The sequence below is a fragment of the Stenotrophomonas africana genome, assembly GCF_013004645.1.
GTDB classification, from domain to species: Bacteria; Pseudomonadota; Gammaproteobacteria; order Xanthomonadales; family Xanthomonadaceae; genus Stenotrophomonas; species Stenotrophomonas africana.
On the sequence record NZ_JABEME010000008.1, the window covers coordinates 210,387 to 226,044 of the forward strand.

At 59.6% G+C, this 15,658-nt stretch carries 12 protein-coding genes; 3 read left to right on the plus strand and 9 right to left on the minus strand.

Annotation, left to right across the window (positions count from 1 at the left end; translation table 11 throughout):
• Window positions 1-281 precede the first annotated feature (281 nt).
• Entirely contained in the window at window positions 282-1,748 is a 1,467-nt protein-coding gene (locus HLA98_RS15300) for a KAP family P-loop NTPase fold protein (RefSeq protein WP_080392915.1), read from the plus strand.
• Between the two features lie 1,983 nt (window positions 1,749-3,731).
• Here HLA98_RS15300 and HLA98_RS21475 read toward each other — a convergent pair.
• From HLA98_RS21475 to HLA98_RS15315, 3 genes are all read right to left on the minus strand, one after another.
• Window positions 3,732-5,042 carry a TniQ family protein gene (locus HLA98_RS21475; protein ID WP_080392917.1) on the minus strand — a complete coding sequence of 437 codons (1,311 nt, stop codon included), beginning with the start codon at window positions 5,040-5,042 and terminating at the stop codon, window positions 3,732-3,734.
• A gap of 67 nt (window positions 5,043-5,109) precedes the next feature.
• Complete coding sequence (locus HLA98_RS15310; RefSeq protein WP_057501331.1) at window positions 5,110-6,111, minus strand: AAA family ATPase; 1,002 nt, start codon at window positions 6,109-6,111, stop codon at window positions 5,110-5,112.
• Window positions 6,111-8,531: an integrase catalytic domain-containing protein gene (locus tag HLA98_RS15315; RefSeq protein WP_080392918.1), complete on the minus strand. Its 2,421-nt coding sequence runs from the start codon at window positions 8,529-8,531 to the stop codon at window positions 6,111-6,113. The genes HLA98_RS15310 and HLA98_RS15315 overlap by 1 nt, the downstream gene beginning before the upstream one ends.
• A gap of 797 nt (window positions 8,532-9,328) precedes the next feature.
• Between HLA98_RS15315 and HLA98_RS15320 the strand changes: the two genes are divergently transcribed.
• A complete protein-coding gene (locus HLA98_RS15320) occupies window positions 9,329-10,018 on the plus strand; it encodes a hypothetical protein (protein WP_129550597.1) in 690 nt (229 codons plus the stop codon).
• A gap of 79 nt (window positions 10,019-10,097) precedes the next feature.
• Here the strand turns inward: HLA98_RS15320 and HLA98_RS15325 are convergent, their stop codons facing one another.
• Window positions 10,098-10,421 (minus strand): hypothetical protein, encoded by a 324-nt coding sequence (locus HLA98_RS15325; RefSeq protein ID WP_129550598.1) that lies wholly within the window; start codon window positions 10,419-10,421, stop codon window positions 10,098-10,100.
• Between HLA98_RS15325 and HLA98_RS15330 the strand changes: the two genes are divergently transcribed.
• Window positions 10,410-10,718: a hypothetical protein gene (locus tag HLA98_RS15330; protein WP_129550599.1), complete on the plus strand. Its 309-nt coding sequence runs from the start codon at window positions 10,410-10,412 to the stop codon at window positions 10,716-10,718. The genes HLA98_RS15325 and HLA98_RS15330 overlap by 12 nt on opposite strands.
• A 230-nt stretch (window positions 10,719-10,948) precedes the next feature.
• On the opposite strand, the gene HLA98_RS15335 is transcribed toward HLA98_RS15330, so the two are convergent.
• From HLA98_RS15335 to HLA98_RS15355, 5 genes are all read right to left on the minus strand, one after another.
• Complete coding sequence (locus HLA98_RS15335; protein ID WP_129550600.1) at window positions 10,949-11,230, minus strand: hypothetical protein; 282 nt, start codon at window positions 11,228-11,230, stop codon at window positions 10,949-10,951.
• A gap of 359 nt (window positions 11,231-11,589) precedes the next feature.
• Window positions 11,590-11,904 carry a hypothetical protein gene (locus tag HLA98_RS15340; RefSeq protein ID WP_049446104.1) on the minus strand — a complete coding sequence of 105 codons (315 nt, stop codon included), beginning with the start codon at window positions 11,902-11,904 and terminating at the stop codon, window positions 11,590-11,592.
• 84 nt (window positions 11,905-11,988) lie between these two features.
• Window positions 11,989-13,164, minus strand: a complete 1,176-nt coding sequence (gene mltA / locus HLA98_RS15345; protein WP_057501347.1) for a murein transglycosylase A — start codon at window positions 13,162-13,164, stop codon at window positions 11,989-11,991.
• A 67-nt stretch (window positions 13,165-13,231) separates the two neighbouring features.
• Window positions 13,232-13,978, minus strand: a complete 747-nt coding sequence (locus HLA98_RS15350; protein WP_057501336.1) for an N-acetylmuramoyl-L-alanine amidase — start codon at window positions 13,976-13,978, stop codon at window positions 13,232-13,234.
• Window positions 13,979-14,227: 249 nt separating this feature from the next.
• Window positions 14,228-15,658 carry an ammonium transporter gene (locus HLA98_RS15355; RefSeq protein ID WP_049446098.1) on the minus strand — a complete coding sequence of 477 codons (1,431 nt, stop codon included), beginning with the start codon at window positions 15,656-15,658 and terminating at the stop codon, window positions 14,228-14,230.

Genomic DNA, 15,658 nt, shown 5'->3' on the forward strand with positions numbered 1-15,658 from the left:
TCTGCCGAGCGCACGCATGCGCTCCACGAAGGTCGTCATCAACTGCATCCGCTCTTCTCGCACGCGGATGAAGGATGACGATATCTGCATCAGAGAAGTGCTGCAGAAATGGACGCAGGTTCTGCAACTGCTCCACTCCGACAAGCCACCGCTTCCCGTGATAGGCACGGTCGTATGCGCATCTGTCTCCAGAGGGAGACGATCGCGCCGTTTCTAGACTAGAGTTCTAGCGGCAGCTCCAAAGAAATCGGGCTTACAGTGCTAGAGAGGAATGATTTTCAATGTCACTAGGAAAAGAGCTAGACCCCATAGTCTCGGAATCAGAACCATGGGACAGAGATCCTCTATCGCGGGAAGCCGAGGGCAAGATTCTTGCCAACCTGATCTCTGGCCTCGGCGATTCCCCATTTGTCATTTCTCTAAAAGGCGGGTGGGGAACGGGAAAGTCTGTTTTCCTTAAAAGACTAGGCTACCACCTGGAACGGTTCCACAAGATTCCCGTTGTGCGAATTGACGCGTGGCAAAGTGACTACCTCGACGATCCTCTACTTGCCATGACCAGCGCGCTTACGGATCGACTGGCGTCTACCGAGAACCGAGTCTCTACCGTCGTTGACTCAGTCATTACAGGGCTCGCTGGATCCGCAGGCAAAATTGCGCTCCCGGTGCTGTCTGCGATAGCGGGCCTGGCGATGCCTGGCGGCTCACAAGTAGTCCAGCTAGCCTCAAATCTTCCAGACCTCGCGAATAATTTTTTGGAGTGGGATAAATCAAGAAAAACAGCCGAGGAAAAATTTAGGTCAAGCCTCTCCGAAGCTCGTGAAAAATTAAAGGCCTCGTTAGAATCAGACGACGAATCACCAATAGTGATAATTGTCGATGAGCTAGACAGATGCCGCCCTGATTTTGCCATTAAATTTCTGGAGAGAGTAAAGCATTTCTTCAACGTATCTGGAATCTGCTTCCTTATCGCCACAGACCATCAAAACTTGCCGCAGGCGGTCAAGACAGTCTATGGCGACCAGGTCGATGGAGAGCTTTACCTGAGGAAGTTCTTTGACTTCGAATTCAATCTTCCTAGACCTAGCCTTAAGGACCACGCCTATCAGATTTTCCAAAGTTTTCCCGGCACCGACCCAGCCAGGGATGCCTCGGCTATTCGCAAAAGGCTGTTGGAGCTTCGCGATCCGGAGGGTTACGAACAGTTTTACGACAACACCCCCGAGGAGCTGGAGCGCGCCGAGTACAGCATCTACTTTGGACATATCGCATCTCACTTTGAAATGCAGCTTCGTGACTCCCTGCAGGCCCACACGCTGCTAATGGCTTTCGTCAGAAGCTTCCCGAAAAGCTCTGTTCGATTTCCGTTTGTCGACTGCTACATATCGTGTTTGCGGTTTGCTGCGCCTGGCGAATACATGAAGCTAATTTCTAACACCGGCCCTGGATTACCCGACATCCTCAGGGCCAGTAACAAGGCGTCCCTTAGTACGATCGGTGCCTTAAACGCATTTCTCGGCATCAAACCAGATACCGACGCCGAAGAATTCAAGGCCGCAACCCGGAGATGGATGAACAACAATTCGGCAACCCGAGGTATCGGCTTCCTTGCCTACGCATCCTTGTTCGTTCGTGGACTAGAACACGAAGCAAGGGGCACATATCCGCGCCTCACATTCAACGCAGACGACTACCTTGGCAGCGTTCTGCGACTGACCGCTGCCTTCACAGACACCGAGGAACCCTAGGGAGAGTGACAGGGCTGGCGAAGTGCGTATGGATGCGCCCCTCAGCGCGTACAGCAGCCCGAAACTCGGGCTTTGCCATCTGTGCCAATAAGGCCCAGTTCAAGGACGTGTTAAAGCAGATAACGCTGAGAGAGATAAATCTAAGTCATTGATCTATGGTGCCCCCGGCCCGATTCGAACGGGCGACCTTCCCCTAAGGGGAGGCGGCGCCACTAACACTTGCAGGGCTTTGGCGGCTGACTGTGCCCAACCTCCGCCCTTTCGTATCCGGTTTGCCCTCGCACGAGCAAGGAAGCCTTTGCGTCGTCAATCTTGAGAAGGGAGTCTTCGATGCCGCTATGGGGCGCCGACTGGGTATGTGGACCCCGACCGCCAGTGCCGCCGACCGCCTCTAAAGGGCGGAATCAGAGTATTCGCACAGGCGGCAATGCTGCGTCCCGCTTGTCTAAGGGCAGCAGCGAGCGAAGGAATTGATCAGGATCGGCCCCTATGGAATCGCAACTCTCTTCGACCTGCTCAACCAGCCAAGGCGAAAACTGAATGAAGGACTCACCCTCCGCAGCTCGATCATCTATCGCCATCCCGAGTAGCAGACCAAGAGCAAGGAATTGGTCATCTGTCCCTGCCGTAGCTTCGCCCATCACCACTATCGTCCAGTTCTCGCCGTTTGCGCTTCCCTCAACGTGAGCGAGAGCCCCCCGGACTCATCCAGAAGCTCTGCAATGACGTTCGGCTCTGAATCGTAGGCCTTGAAGAACGCTGCGACATTTGAATTCACGCCGGACGACCGAGCAGCAGCCGCCTCCACCCTTCTTTGCCGCTCTTTGAGCTTCGCCTTGCGCCTGGCATCAGACTGCTTACGCGAATCCTATTGGAGTTCATGGCCAGGTTGCAGGATCTGGGGACAGTTCCGATGCTGTATATCCGCAGCTACGCCAAGCACATCCGTTGAGTCTGTCGTGAGGCTAGTTTGAACACGAGCACTGCTGTAAAGCGTGCTGGACCAGCTTCTCAAGCCGCTCGTGGGGCTACTTACGCGGCACTCACTTGGCATCCCTTTCTAAGCCCAGCCTCCATAGGTCAACTGTCGCACTGTCAAGGCTGCGCCTGCTGTGCGCCAGATCAGACGTGCGACGAGCTAGCCAGGCGCTATAATTCACTATCAGGCTCGGAGTAATCCATGTCCAACACAGCTCAGTGCCGACACGCACTCATTGAGGCCACCGCCTCACTCCGTCTGGAAGGCCTCCCCATTTCACAGCGTGATGACGACCTCTACGCAGCGGCCATTGATGGACAGCGCGTTGGGAAGTTGCGCGATCTGGTATTGATGCGTATACGCGCCGAATTGGTATCCAAGACAGGGCCTGCTCCCTGATAGGTGCGGCATGTCAATCTGTCTAACCGGATGAGCTGGCGCGGTTCATGCGCGCCCAGACTCAGGCGTCGAAGTCCGGATGAGACTTGGCGTGAGCCGTTGTTCCCGAAATTTTGGGACCGCCATCGTTCTGAGTCCGCCGTGACGAATCCGGGGGACATCTTCTTGGTGTGCCACCTTCATAAGCCTGTCAGAACGCACAAACTCTACCCCGGGGTATGCCCGGTCAGTGTAGTTCCTTGCGCTCGCCTTGCCCGGATCGATGCGCAGGGTTGTTCCCGCTACCGTTGCATGGCTTGCACATCTCCCACTCGCCGAGGCGAGGCCAGCCGCCGGTTCCACCGCACATCGCACATTCCTCTTCTTCGCCCGCTGGACCGCACTCCTCTTCCACGGACTTGAATTGGTTACTCATTTCCGATGCTCTCCATGCTGAAGGTTGATAATTTCTCGCGCCCACCGTGCATCCCTTGCCGACGAGTTCCCGCTGGCGGAGCCACGGGAAGTACTGAGCTAGTTTGCGGCAAATGCCGAGGAGCCGTCTACGCGCTAAGTAGCCACGAATGGGTGGACGTGGTCCCGTTGCAAACCATTGGGCTCAAAGCTTAGGTCTTTTGGCGGCTGGCTCGACTACTCGAGTAATCTCTGGTCGAGCACAGCATCGCGCCTTTTGCTCGTTCCAGGGCCCGCGAACTGTGAATAGCCGACCTAGTTGCTGCCTCTGCGTCTGCCAACGACACCCGCGCGGCTTTCGCGGCATGTCTGGCAACTTTTCGGGCGTCGCAGGGTGCGAAAGGGCTCTGATTGTTCTGCCCAATCATACGCAAGGCGAGTACAAAGGCGCGATCTCGATGCAGTCGTGATTGATACCCCCCCTGACGTTGGTACGCGGCCTCGTAGTCTTCGTAGACGTCTACGCACATCTCGCGGGCAAAATCTCTGTTGATCTTCATGCTCCTTAAGACGAATCTCATCGGAGGCACGTACCGCTCTCCGCATTTGCTCAGTATCTCGCGTATGCACTGCCTAAACGCCACGACCTTGGTGCCATGCCTCCCGCCAGGGAACTCCAGAGCCTGATACCCTGACCACAGGTCAATCAGGGGACGCGAAGCAGCTGCGACAGGATCAAGTAGCATCTGCGGAATCGTGATCCCCTGCAGCGCGGATAGATTCACTAGCGTTCTAAGAGTGACCCGTCCACGTATAGCATTGGAGCGCAAGCGTGCCATCGCCGCGCGAAGCGTAGCCGGCTGGTTCGGTTGGTCAAGACTTATCTCAATGAGACCGCGTACGAAGCGCTCGTACTGCTCGTACGGTATTTGCGGCTGTCCTGGAGTCGCGCAAAGCGCGATCAATCCGGCAAGCGCATGTTCGGCCCATATGTGGTGACTAGGTAGGGCAGCCAACTTTCCTAGCCCCGCTAAGCCTTGACCACAGCGGTAGCAATGGCGGCGCCGTCGATAGTCTCGCCCAGTCGGCTGGAAGGAACTGCAGGCCCGACAAGCTGCTTCCAAAGCGCAACGATGGACCGGGCAGCTCTGTTGCACATCAACCATCCAAATTAGGGGCTCGTAGGAGTGTTCTTCATCCCACTCCAAGAAGCATTGTGGGCACCAACGTTGCCGCTTGGTGTCGCGCCCCACGCCGGTCACCGCCAACAGGTCATCGACAACCCAGAACGTGCCGTGCCGTATGTGTTCGACGCCAGCTAACCGCTCAAGGTGCTCGACTCGACGCTTGAATTGCCTTCCAGGGCCGCAGAACCCGCTGGCTCCCATGGCCTGGGCGCGCTGCAGGATTCCTCCTGCGGAGCGAATAGGGGGACACAGGGCCCGAACAGTCACCCCCACTGTCCATGCAAGCCTCGCAACATAATGCTCGGCTGACTCCACCAGCCCTGTCCCCAGGCCCATGAGAGCGAGTGGAGGCAGGATGCTCCAACGGAACTTACTCGAGTCAGTGCTCACTATTTGCCTTACCTCAGGTTGGGGATCCCCAGCGCGCCTTCACGTGTTCTGATCGTTCAGTGACATTGCCGGCAACCATGCTCATCTCGAAGGCGTCGATGTCCCGCCATAGGTTTCGAAGATCCTCACTTCCGTAGTAGGAGATCTCAATGTGTCGCTTGAGAATTCTGTTGCATCCCTCTTGCTTCGCGGCAATCTCGGCCCGCCCCAGCAATTCAACCACCTCAGCGAATACACCGCCGGTAGCGGCGAGGATATCGTTGGCCATCCGGATTAGGAGATCATCCTGCGAAAGCTCGTAGCGGGCGGACAATGACTTGAGCAGGCGAAGGAATGGCAGTTTGTCGTCCCGACGCTTATCACTGTATGGAGGTACCCAAACGGTTGTAACGCGGCGTCGCAACTCGGAGTTGATCGACCACAATTGCGTGGCTTTGTGAACGCCAGTCATGACGAACATCACGCCTGTGGCTTCAGCTATCGCCATCAGATGGAGGGTGTGATCAGCCGGCGACTTGTCCCTGTGGTTGACCAGTAGCGCTGTGACCTGATCGATTGATACATACTTGCAACCACGCGCTCTTAAGCTTCGCTGCACCATTCCCCAATACTCGCCTTCCGTCTGTCTTGTTCGCGCTAAGGACTCCCACTCCGATGCTGCAGTGGCAAGCTCGCGTCGAATTTCCAATTTGGCGTCCTCCCCGAGATAGCTTCCATCCAGTAGCCATGCCAACGTTGGCGCGTGCAGCTCCTGAAGAATAGAGACAGCGAGCTGACGGGAACTGAAGTACGCGCCGTGAGGAAGTGTGGCGAATGTTTCGACCAAGGGTATCCGCCCAAGTCCCCAGCATGCAGGCCTTCCAAACATCTCCTGCATCACCGAGCGCCTCATCGTTGTCTTGCCCACACCGGATGGTCCAATAATGAACACCATATGCCCAGGACGATGCTGGTCAAGCGCCATTCGCAAGCGCTTGCGCGGGCCCTCGTAGGCTGGGTGCTGAACCATCTTCATCAGTAATCCTCCCGTTCGTCGAACGGGACGATGTCCTGTGCGATCGTCGGTGGCACTGTTTCAATATCAAGACTCTCATTGGTGCTGGTCATCGTTTCGGGGGCAAGGTGCTCTGTTGCGGGCCTTGCCGCCTGGGCTTGCACTCGGCGCGAATAGCGAGCACGGGCGACTTCCTCTTTCCTTCTTGCCGATTGTGAACGCAGCGCGGGTGACCAGAGTAAGTGGAACAGTCGTTCCTGATCCGACAACAACGCATCGCTCTGTACCCTGTTGTGGAATGCCTTGAACCAGGCTCCACGAACCTTCACGTAGATCACATTCGGATCACAGCAATCGCTGCGAATCTCGCTGGCATTCTCTGTTCGCAGTGCCCCTAGGAGCTCATCGCTGGTGAACCAACCATCAGCGGTGCGTACGCCGCGCTGTCGATCAATTCGCTTTCTAGTTTGCACCTTGATCGAAGTTCTGATTAGGAACTCATCGCCCCATTCGCATTGCGTTCCGACAGCGCCGTAGGCTGCAAGCGCCTCAAGCCTATTCTCGGATGGCGTTGTATCATCTGGCCCCGGCGTCATAGGAAGGTCGTGATAGACGAAGTTCAGGAACTCTTCGTGTACGCGGACAAAGTCCGTTCTGGCATTGTTTCGGCTCTTGAACTTGCCGTCCACCTTGCGCCCCATCTGGTCGGGGCGCGTGCTTCCTGGGAATCGCTGTGCTACTTGTTCGTTGACCTGCTTGATGGCGTTCTCGGCAATGCCATTCCAGGCACTACCAGCCGTTGGGGAAAACCTTAGACTGATCTCGCCATGGCAGAAGTCCTGTAGCCAGCGGGAGGTGTTCTCCGGCCCTCGATCCAGATGGATCAGCTTGGGTAGGAAGCCCTGTCTTTTGACGTACTCACGCATGAGCAATGCCAAGGCGTCAGTTCTGGCTGAGCCAAATACCAATGCATGGGCCATCGGATAGCCCGTCGCTCCGTCAATCCCTATATAGAACTTTGCTTTGCTTGCTGGGAAGTAGTGAATCAGATTCGGCGCGCAGCGAACGTCTAGATCCGAGGAGTCCACGTGAAGTGTGTGGCCATATCCGATCGGAGGCAGGGAGCGATTGCGAGGGTCGGTACGTGTACGCGAAGCGTGGTAGGCCCGAAAGCCACCCGTGGATAGCGCATGACGTGTTGGGCTCTCGCTTCTTCGTCTGGCATCCAGTCGAGCTCTACCGCAAGGCTCAACCCCCAACCGAAGGCACTCCTCTTCAAACACATAAAGCAAGTCCTTCGGTCTATGTACTCTCCCTGTGTTCCAGTGCAGCGCGATGACAGTCTCTATGGCTTGCTCGTGCTCCGGAAGCAGGCGCGATGCTCGGTTCCCGCTAAAGGCATATTTGGTAAGACACGCAGAAAGCGCGGATCTTCCTTCGGCAACGGCCTTTCGAACCTGTCGCTGCAGGGCTCCCATCCGTCGTGTTTGAGGCAGACTTCCGGCCTCAATCAGCGCAAGCCTACCTAGACGTTGGTGTGCTCGCTGGAGGTCGGTAGCGGTTGCGACCAGCAATGGATCGTCCACAACTGGTTGCGACTGAGCTTTGACAATGGCCCCAAGAAGTAGCTCGTCCGCCTCCTCGGCCTGCTCCCGCGTGCCATACAAATGGAAGCGGTCAGTTCTGGCCGCAGGAGTACTCCGCCATGGCCCAAAGGCCGCTGCTTTTCCCAGCATCCAAAGCGCGAGGCGCGGTGTGAAACCGGGCACCTCAGCGAGAAGGCTGGCTAGGAGAAAAGGGCGCTTGGCGATGAGCCCAGTCACCTTGGATACTGCCGTACATTCATGCCGCAGAAGTGCATCACCGGCTACCGCGTAGCATGCTTCAAGGTTTTGGAGGTACACACCGGTAGGAGTGGGCGACACCCAGACTCTGAACACCAGGCCATGCTGCTTCGCCCATTCGGCGTATGGGGAATAGGTCCATACCACGCCCTGCTTGACCCAGAGGGAGTCCGGAAGCGCCAGTTGGCTCTCCAGCCATGATATCGGCTTGCACTCCACTAGCTCTACGCGGTCCCTGCGAAACACAAGGAAATCCACATGTGCAGTGCTGATGTGATTGCGCCCGGATGCCGTGGTCCGCTGCACGCGGCGGCATGGTACCTGTACATAGTAGCCCAGCACCTCCGGATCAAGCTCAAGCTCATAGGCAAAGACCAGCTCGCACGTGTGGCTTTCAACTGTTCGCGCACTACCGTTCTTGATTGAGTTGTGTCTAACACGAACATTTCTTAGCGCCGCCTTGCCTACGGTCTTTGTTCCGCTGCCGGCAACCATGCTCTCGATCTGTCGGATACTGAGCTCACTTGCCTTTATGCGGGTGTAAAGCTGGTGACGGTCTTCAAACGATAGGCCACCAAATTGTGGATCTGTGGACATGCCGATTCCTCATGCGCACCCCACGGGAGCACTGTCCCAAAGGCCTGGGCGAGCCTTACCAGGCGAGTCGGACATAGGTGCCCGTGACAGGCCTGCGCAGGCTTGACAGGGGAGTCAGGGAAGGGGAAAGTATCGGCAAGACCTGCAAAGTCGCCGACCTGAGAACCCGTGAGTCCTACCTCACGGGTTTTTTCTTTCCAACTTCCAGCAAGGGAAGTTCAGATTGGGCTAGGTCATGGGCTGCCTGCCTCCCTCAGAGATTGAGGTGCCTGAGATCGAAGGTATGCGCTGACATCGGCGGCGTGAGCGAACCACCCGCGACGACCTTGTGGACGAAACAGCGTCACTGGCAAACGACCTGTGGCGCTTGCCCGCCTAAGTGCTGCCGGGCTATTGAAGCCGAGCAGTCGCGACAGGTCTTTGGCCGGCACCAGCCCGCCATAGGTTTGCGCCACCCAAGCCACAGACAATGCATCCGGCTCTTTACTTGGTAGGCTCACGTACGCTCCAGTGATGCTAGGTTCCAAGTAACCCTAGCGCTCTACCGTAGGCTTTTCATCCAGCAGAACTACCCTTCCAACGTCTACTTTTTTTGGAGGTTTCCGATGGGGGAGTTGCACGAAGCTTGCCAAGTACTCCAAGCGTTACAGTGCTCCAATTTGGGTCGTCCTGCCTCTGATGCATCGGACAGGCTGCACTCCAGGATTCTCTGGAATGCATGGTCTCTGGTGGAAGGCGGGGAGGAAGAGTTGAGGGCACGCTATGTTCTTCGGCGCCAGAGCCTAGATGGTGCGTTGATGATGCGCAGCGATGAGTTCAGTGCATATCGGCAGGGACTGCGATCACTATCACTGAGGCGGCGCAAGCACCTTGCCTTGCAGTACCCCCAACTTGAGGCGGTGCTTAAGTGGCCCTTTGCAGCCCTCAGCCATCGAGAGTGGGATATGAGGACGGTTGTTGGCTGGAATCGCCTATTTACATCCAGCGCCGGGCTGCTCGGGGTGCGCTATTCATTCCCAGGCGACACGGCCAGCACTGATGAGAACCGCGTGCCGGTGATGGCATATGACCTGGATGGTCTTTATCAACGAGGTGACATCTATGGCTTTCTCATGCTCGCCTGCGCGTATCGCCTGTTCTACTTGCAGCGGTTGGCTGATCGCCAGTGGTATGCGGCAAGCCACATGATTCGAGCACTGTCTGGAGCATGCAGAGATCCCAGAGTGCGTCCATACGCCCATGAGTTGATCGCACAGACGAAGCAACTTCTTCGCCTGCTGCCGGACACCAGCTTTCCAATTCACGTGAATGACGACGTGATCTGGGATCAGATCCGGAACGACGTCCACGAGCCCTCCTACTTGATGAGGCGTGCTGCTGAAAGGCGTGGCGTTCACATCCCAGAGCCTGTAAGCCCAATCATCTCCTACCGATACCAAAAGTGCGCGCCTCATCAACGGCCTTTGCTGTTCGCGCGCAACGGGTAGTCTTCTGCGCTGACGAGGCCAAAGATCTGCTGCGGCCGAGGGCGGGGCCGGAAGGTCGGCTAGTATCCGCGATCGCCTTCTATTCGAAAAATACCCTCTGGCAATGGGCTATAGACTGATCCAAATACGGCTTTCGAAATGCGCCCATCGCTGCGGGAATTACCATCGAAGGAGCCTTGTTCTCGTGAATCCAGCGCATTGCCTGCATCAATTGGCCGTGGCTAAACACGACCACCTGCTCATGCTCGGAATAGGATTCGAGAATGCGTAGTGCTCGCTCAGCGCGGGCAATTGGCTGGGCAAATTTGCGGTGGGTGTTGCTCTGTCGGTAAGTCTCAGTTCCGATCACAAGGGCCTGATCGCGAAGCTGCTGGGTGCCGTTGACTTCGATATGGCTGATCACTTCCAGCCGACTGCCGACAACTACTTGGGCCGGATCTCCAAGCCGTTCGTTGTCGCGGCGTTGACCGAGGCCAAGCAGGTCAATGGCAACGCGAACAAGGAAGGTTTGCTCGCGATGAAGAAGGGTGTGCTCGCTGCCGAAGCCGAAAAGCGGCTGGCCGGCACCGGCTGGTTGCCTAAGCCGATCTGGGGTCCGAAGGCCGAGACTAAGCCTGCCGCGAAGGGCAAGGCTCCAACCGTCAAGAAGGTCCGCGCAAAGTCTGCCAAGACCAAGCCACCCGCTGCCTTTGCCTCCTAAGCGCACAGGTCGCAGGGCCTAGCCCGGCCACCTAACTCCCACGACAGGATCCCACCATGATTCAGCGCCACCCACGGGTGGCGTTTTCTTTCCCGCAGAGCTGTACGCGGTGAAGTCGCGGTTTGCCTACGGCACACGGCAATTTGGGGCGTCCAGCTGCTTAGCCAATCGGCTCGTACCTGGCCGCCGTCGTGGCCGGCCATGCAGGCGATATCAGCTAGCTCGAAAGGTCACTTGCCGTTCTTGCGGTTTTTGTCAGAGTTAAGTAGCTGCGTGATGCGAGCGGGGGTGAGATCCAGAGTCTGGGCCACTCGTGCGCGCGCACCTCTAGGATTAGTCTGGGACTCGATTTCGACGAGCATGCCGACGTATCGAGCCTTCCCGCAGCCCGTGAAGGCATGATAGGCCGCTTTGCTTTGTTGCTTCTGGATGTCCGATAGCTTGGCCTGTTCAGCTTTGATCTCGTGCATTGAGTCGGCAACGCGCTGAAAGCCATCGACCACCACGCTCATCATCAACTCGAGTGGTTCGTTAGAACTTGGGGTTTTAGGAGGCATGTCTGTGCTCACTCACATCTGCGGGGGTGCTAGAGCCTATCGTTCCTCAAGCCTAAAGTAAATATATTTATTTAGAAAAGGTAAACATTTTTGTTTAGGCTGGCGGGCGCGGCCGCCTCCCATTGACGCAATGGTTCTGGACCATTGTCTGCTGCTGCGGGCTAGGCTCGCGTGCCTGGCGCCACACAATCTTCGCCGCTCAAAGATGGGCAAAGCACGTTCCAAGCCCTGACAGTCTGCACAGACTATGGGGTTCCGGTGGGCACCTACTTTGGTGATGGGATCAAAAGGGCTCTGACCCCGGCCGGGCAGCGTTACACCGGGTAGCCGGTGGCTTCCCGGGCCTTCTTCCAGGCGCTTTCGAATTCGCGCGCGGAGATTTCGTCGTCCTCGTCGAAATCCAGGAACGACACCGGCTGGTCGGCCAGCAGGAAGCGGTCATCGCTGTGGGCATGCTCGTCGGCCCAGACCATCTTGGTGCCGTAGATTTCCACCTGGCGCACGATCTTCTCGCCGCGGGCTTCCATCAGCACGTTGCCCTTGCCGAGGCCCGATTCGGCCCAGTGCTTGTAGTACTTCTTTGCGGCGGATTTCGTGCCGGGTTTTGCGTTGTGCTTTGCGTAGGTCATTGCAGGGGTCCTGGCCGCAGGCGCGGCCGGAAAGTTCGGAATGACGCCATTATCGCCCGACCTGGCTGCACGCAGGAGAGCGCTTCATTGGGCCGGCACCGGCAACGCCACGCCCTTCGGCCACAGCATCCAGATATTGCCCTTCTGCTTCATGTCGCCGGCCAGCTTGCCGGCGGCATCGCCGCTGCCCCAGTACAGGTCGGCGCGCACTTCACCGGCAATCGCACCGCCGGTGTCCTGTGCGGCCACCGGGCGCACCACCGGGCTGCCGTCCGGGCGCGTGGTGGACAGCCACAGCAGGCTGCCCAGCGGGACCACGGTGCGGTCCACCGCCACGCTGTAACCGGCGGTGAGTGGCACGTTCAGTGAACCGCGCGGCCCCTCCGGGCTGTCCGGATTGCGCACGAAGAACACGTAGCTGGGATTGCTGCGCAGCAGTTCCGGCACGCGCGCGGGATTGGCCCGGGCCCACGCGCGGATCGCGTCCATGGTGACGTCTTCCTTCTTCAGCTGGCCCTGGTCCACCAGCCAGCGTCCGATCGCGCGGTAGGGGTGGCCGTTCTGTTCGGCATAGGCCAGGCGCACCTGCTTGCCATCGCCCAGGCGCACACGACCCGACCCTTGGATCTGCAGCAGCTGCAGGTCCATCGGATCGGTCAGCCAGGCCAGCACCGGCGCCTTGGCGCCCTTGGCCGCGATGGTACCGGCGTCGTCATAGGGCTTGAGCACTTTGCCTTCGACGCGCCCGCGCAGGCGCTTGCCCTTCAGTTCCGGATAGAGGCTCTCCAGCTGCACAACCACCAGATCATCCGGCGTGCCATAGACCGGCACCGTCGCCTTCTCGGTGCGGGTCAGGCTGCCGGCGTAGATCGGCTCGTAGTAGCCGGTGATCAGCCCGTCGGCCTGGTGGCCGCCGGCACGCAGTGCGTAGACATCGAGGTCGCGCTGCAGGAACTGGCGGATCGCGGCCGGGTCCTTGTCCACCACCGTCGCGGCGGTGGCGCAGGGTCTGGCCCAGACCGCATCGTTCTTCAGGCGCGTGCAGCTGCTGCGCCAGGCAACGAAGCCGGCCTGCAGATCGCTGTCGGAAACGGGCGGCAATGCGCTCCATGCAGCCTTGGCGTAGGTGGCCGCTGGCGGTGTGGCCGGCGTCGGCACTTCGGATCCGGTGCGGGGAGCGGTGGTTGAGCAGCCGGCGAGCACGGCCGCTGCCAACAGGGTCCAGTGCCTGCGCTTGAAGAAGGTGGTGGAATCGATCATGCCGCCATGGTGGCGGCCCGGCCGCTGGGCGGCAACCCAGCGTGGGGTCAAGCGTTCATGCGCCGGGTCACGGCATCTGCAGCAGCAGTGAGTGCAGGATGCGGGCGTCTTCGGCATCCAGCGTCTTCGGCAGGTCATCGCGGCCACGGAAACGGCGGTGGAAGGCGGCGACGGTGGCTTCGCGGTTGTCCAGCGGATAGCCGAAACGGGCCAGTGCATTCCAGGCATCGAAACCTCCCGGCGCAGCACCATCGGCCGCACGCGGCCAGATGCCGAAACCGGCCTCGGCCAGCTGCTGCCAGGGGAAGAACCGGCTCGGATCCTGCTTGCGCGTCGGCGCCAGGTCGGCATGGCCGATCACCTGGCGCGGCGGAATGTTGAGGCGGGTGGTGAGATCGCGCAGCAGCACGATCAGCGATTCGATCTGCGCCGCACTGAACGGGCTGCGGCCATCGTTGTCGAGCTCGATGCCGATCGAGGCTGAATTGAGATCGGTGATGGTGCCCCAGCGCCCGGCACCTGCATGCCAGGCACGCCGCTCGTCGGCGACCAGCTGGTAGCGATGGCCATCGGCACCGATCAGGTAGTGTGCACTGACTGGCCCACCGCTGTTGGCGGTACGCAGCGTATGCAGGCTCTGCTGTACCGATTTCTGCTCGGTGTGGTGGATGACGATGATGACCGGCGTGCGTGCGTTCTGGTTGGGTGAAGGCACCCAGGTGGCAAGCGGGTTGCGGGTTTCCTGCGGCGTGGAGGCGCAAGCGGCCAGCAGCAGGCAGGCCGAGAGCATCAGGGCGGTGCGGATCGGGTGCATGGCCTGATTGTGCGCGATCGCGCCTGATGATGCATGCCACGGTGCCGAGCAAGCCTGGCACCCACCAGAGAGGATGCGGCAGATCCACGCCATGCGTGGATGGGCTACCCGCTGTGCCGACCGACGGTCGGCACCCACCCGAGCAGGAGCAGGAGCAGGAGCAGTGCCAGGCGATCCTGGCACCCACCAGTAGAAGTGCCGACCAACGGTCGGCACCCACAACATCAATGCAGCAGCTCCGCCGCTACTTCAGGCCTCGTAGGCCGATTCGCCGTGCGAAGTCACATCCAGGCCGGTACGTTCGGCCTCTTCGGTCACGCGCAGGCCGACCACGCTGCGCACCACCAGCAGGATCAGCGTGGTCACCACCGCCGACCAGACCACGGTCAGCCCGACGCTGACCACCTGCACCCAGACCTGGTGCGCGATATCCAGATCGGCCTTGGTGCCGCCCAGCGACTGCGCACTGAACACGCCAGTGAGGATCGCGCCGACGATGCCGCCGACACCATGCACACCGAACACGTCGGCGGTGTCGTCCACCTTCAACAGGCGCTTGAGACCGGTCACGCCCCAGACGCAGACCACGCCGGCGACCAAGCCGATGACGATCGCGCCCAGCGGGCCGACGGTGCCGCAGGCCGGGGTGATGCCGACCAGGCCGGCCACCGCACCCGAGGCCGCGCCCAGCGCCGACGGCTTGCCCTTGCCGATCGCCTCCACCAGTGTCCAGCCGAGTACGGCGGCAGCGGTGGCCAGCACGGTGTTGAGGAAGGCCAGCGAGGCCACCGTATCAGCGGCGGCGGCGGAGCCGGCATTGAAGCCGAACCAGCCGACCCACAGCAGCATCGCGCCGATGTAGGTGAACGGCACGTTGTGCGGCTTCAGCGCGGTCTGGCCGTAGCCCAGGCGCTTGCCGACGAACCATGCGGCCACCAGGCCAGCCACACCGGCGTTGATGTGGACCACGGTGCCACCGGCGAAGTCGATCGCACCCAGTTCGCCCAGGTAACCGCCACCCCAGACGATGTGCGCCATCGGGATGTAGCTGAGGGTGAACCACAGTGCCGAGAACAGCAGCACCGCGCGGAACTTGATGCGCTCGGCGAACGCGCCGACGATCAGCGCGGTGGTGATGCCGGCGAAGGTCGACTGGAACGCGACGAACAGATAGTCCGGCAGGCCCTTGATCGGCGTGTTGCCCACCGAGTCGGGGGTGAAGCCCTTGAGGAAGGCGAATTCGGTGAACGAGCCGAAGAACGGATTGCCCGCGCTGAACACCGCGCTGTAGCCGTAGGCCACCCACAGCAGCAACACCAGCGAGAACACCACCAGGATCTGGCTGAGTACCGACAGCACGTTCTTCGAACGCACCAGGCCGCCGTAGAACAGGGCCAGGCCCGGCACCACCATCAGCAGCACCAGCAGGGTGGAAGTGAGCATCCAGGCGACGTCGCCACGATCATAGGCGGCGGCCGCTTCGGCCACGGCCGGCGCAGCGGCTGCGGCAACCGGATCCTGCAGTGGTTCAACGGCCACACTTTCGCTCGGCAACGGCGAGACCTGCGCCTGGGCATGGGCATTGCCCGGCCAGGCACCGGCGGCCAGCGCGCTGAGCAGCATCAACAGGCACACCAGATGGAACCGGGCCTGCCACCCGGTGAGAAGGCGCATCTTCAT

Coding starts and splice junctions, on each gene's coding strand:
- HLA98_RS15300 (WP_080392915.1), top strand. CDS start 282: ATGTCACTAGGAAAAGAGCTAGACCCCATAGTCTCGGAATCAGAACCA.
- HLA98_RS21475 (WP_080392917.1), bottom strand. CDS start 5,042: ATGGGCCTGGGGACAGGGCTGGTGGAGTCAGCCGAGCATTATGTTGCG.
- HLA98_RS15310 (WP_057501331.1), bottom strand. CDS start 6,111: ATGAAGATGGTTCAGCACCCAGCCTACGAGGGCCCGCGCAAGCGCTTG.
- HLA98_RS15315 (WP_080392918.1), bottom strand. CDS start 8,531: ATGTCCACAGATCCACAATTTGGTGGCCTATCGTTTGAAGACCGTCAC.
- HLA98_RS15320 (WP_129550597.1), top strand. CDS start 9,329: ATGATGCGCAGCGATGAGTTCAGTGCATATCGGCAGGGACTGCGATCA.
- HLA98_RS15330 (WP_129550599.1), top strand. CDS start 10,410: ATGGCTGATCACTTCCAGCCGACTGCCGACAACTACTTGGGCCGGATC.
- HLA98_RS15335 (WP_129550600.1), bottom strand. CDS start 11,230: ATGAGCGTGGTGGTCGATGGCTTTCAGCGCGTTGCCGACTCAATGCAC.
- HLA98_RS15340 (WP_049446104.1), bottom strand. CDS start 11,904: ATGACCTACGCAAAGCACAACGCAAAACCCGGCACGAAATCCGCCGCA.
- mltA (WP_057501347.1), bottom strand. CDS start 13,164: ATGATCGATTCCACCACCTTCTTCAAGCGCAGGCACTGGACCCTGTTG.
- HLA98_RS15350 (WP_057501336.1), bottom strand. CDS start 13,978: ATGCACCCGATCCGCACCGCCCTGATGCTCTCGGCCTGCCTGCTGCTG.
- HLA98_RS15355 (WP_049446098.1), bottom strand. CDS start 15,658: ATGAAGATGCGCCTTCTCACCGGGTGGCAGGCCCGGTTCCATCTGGTG.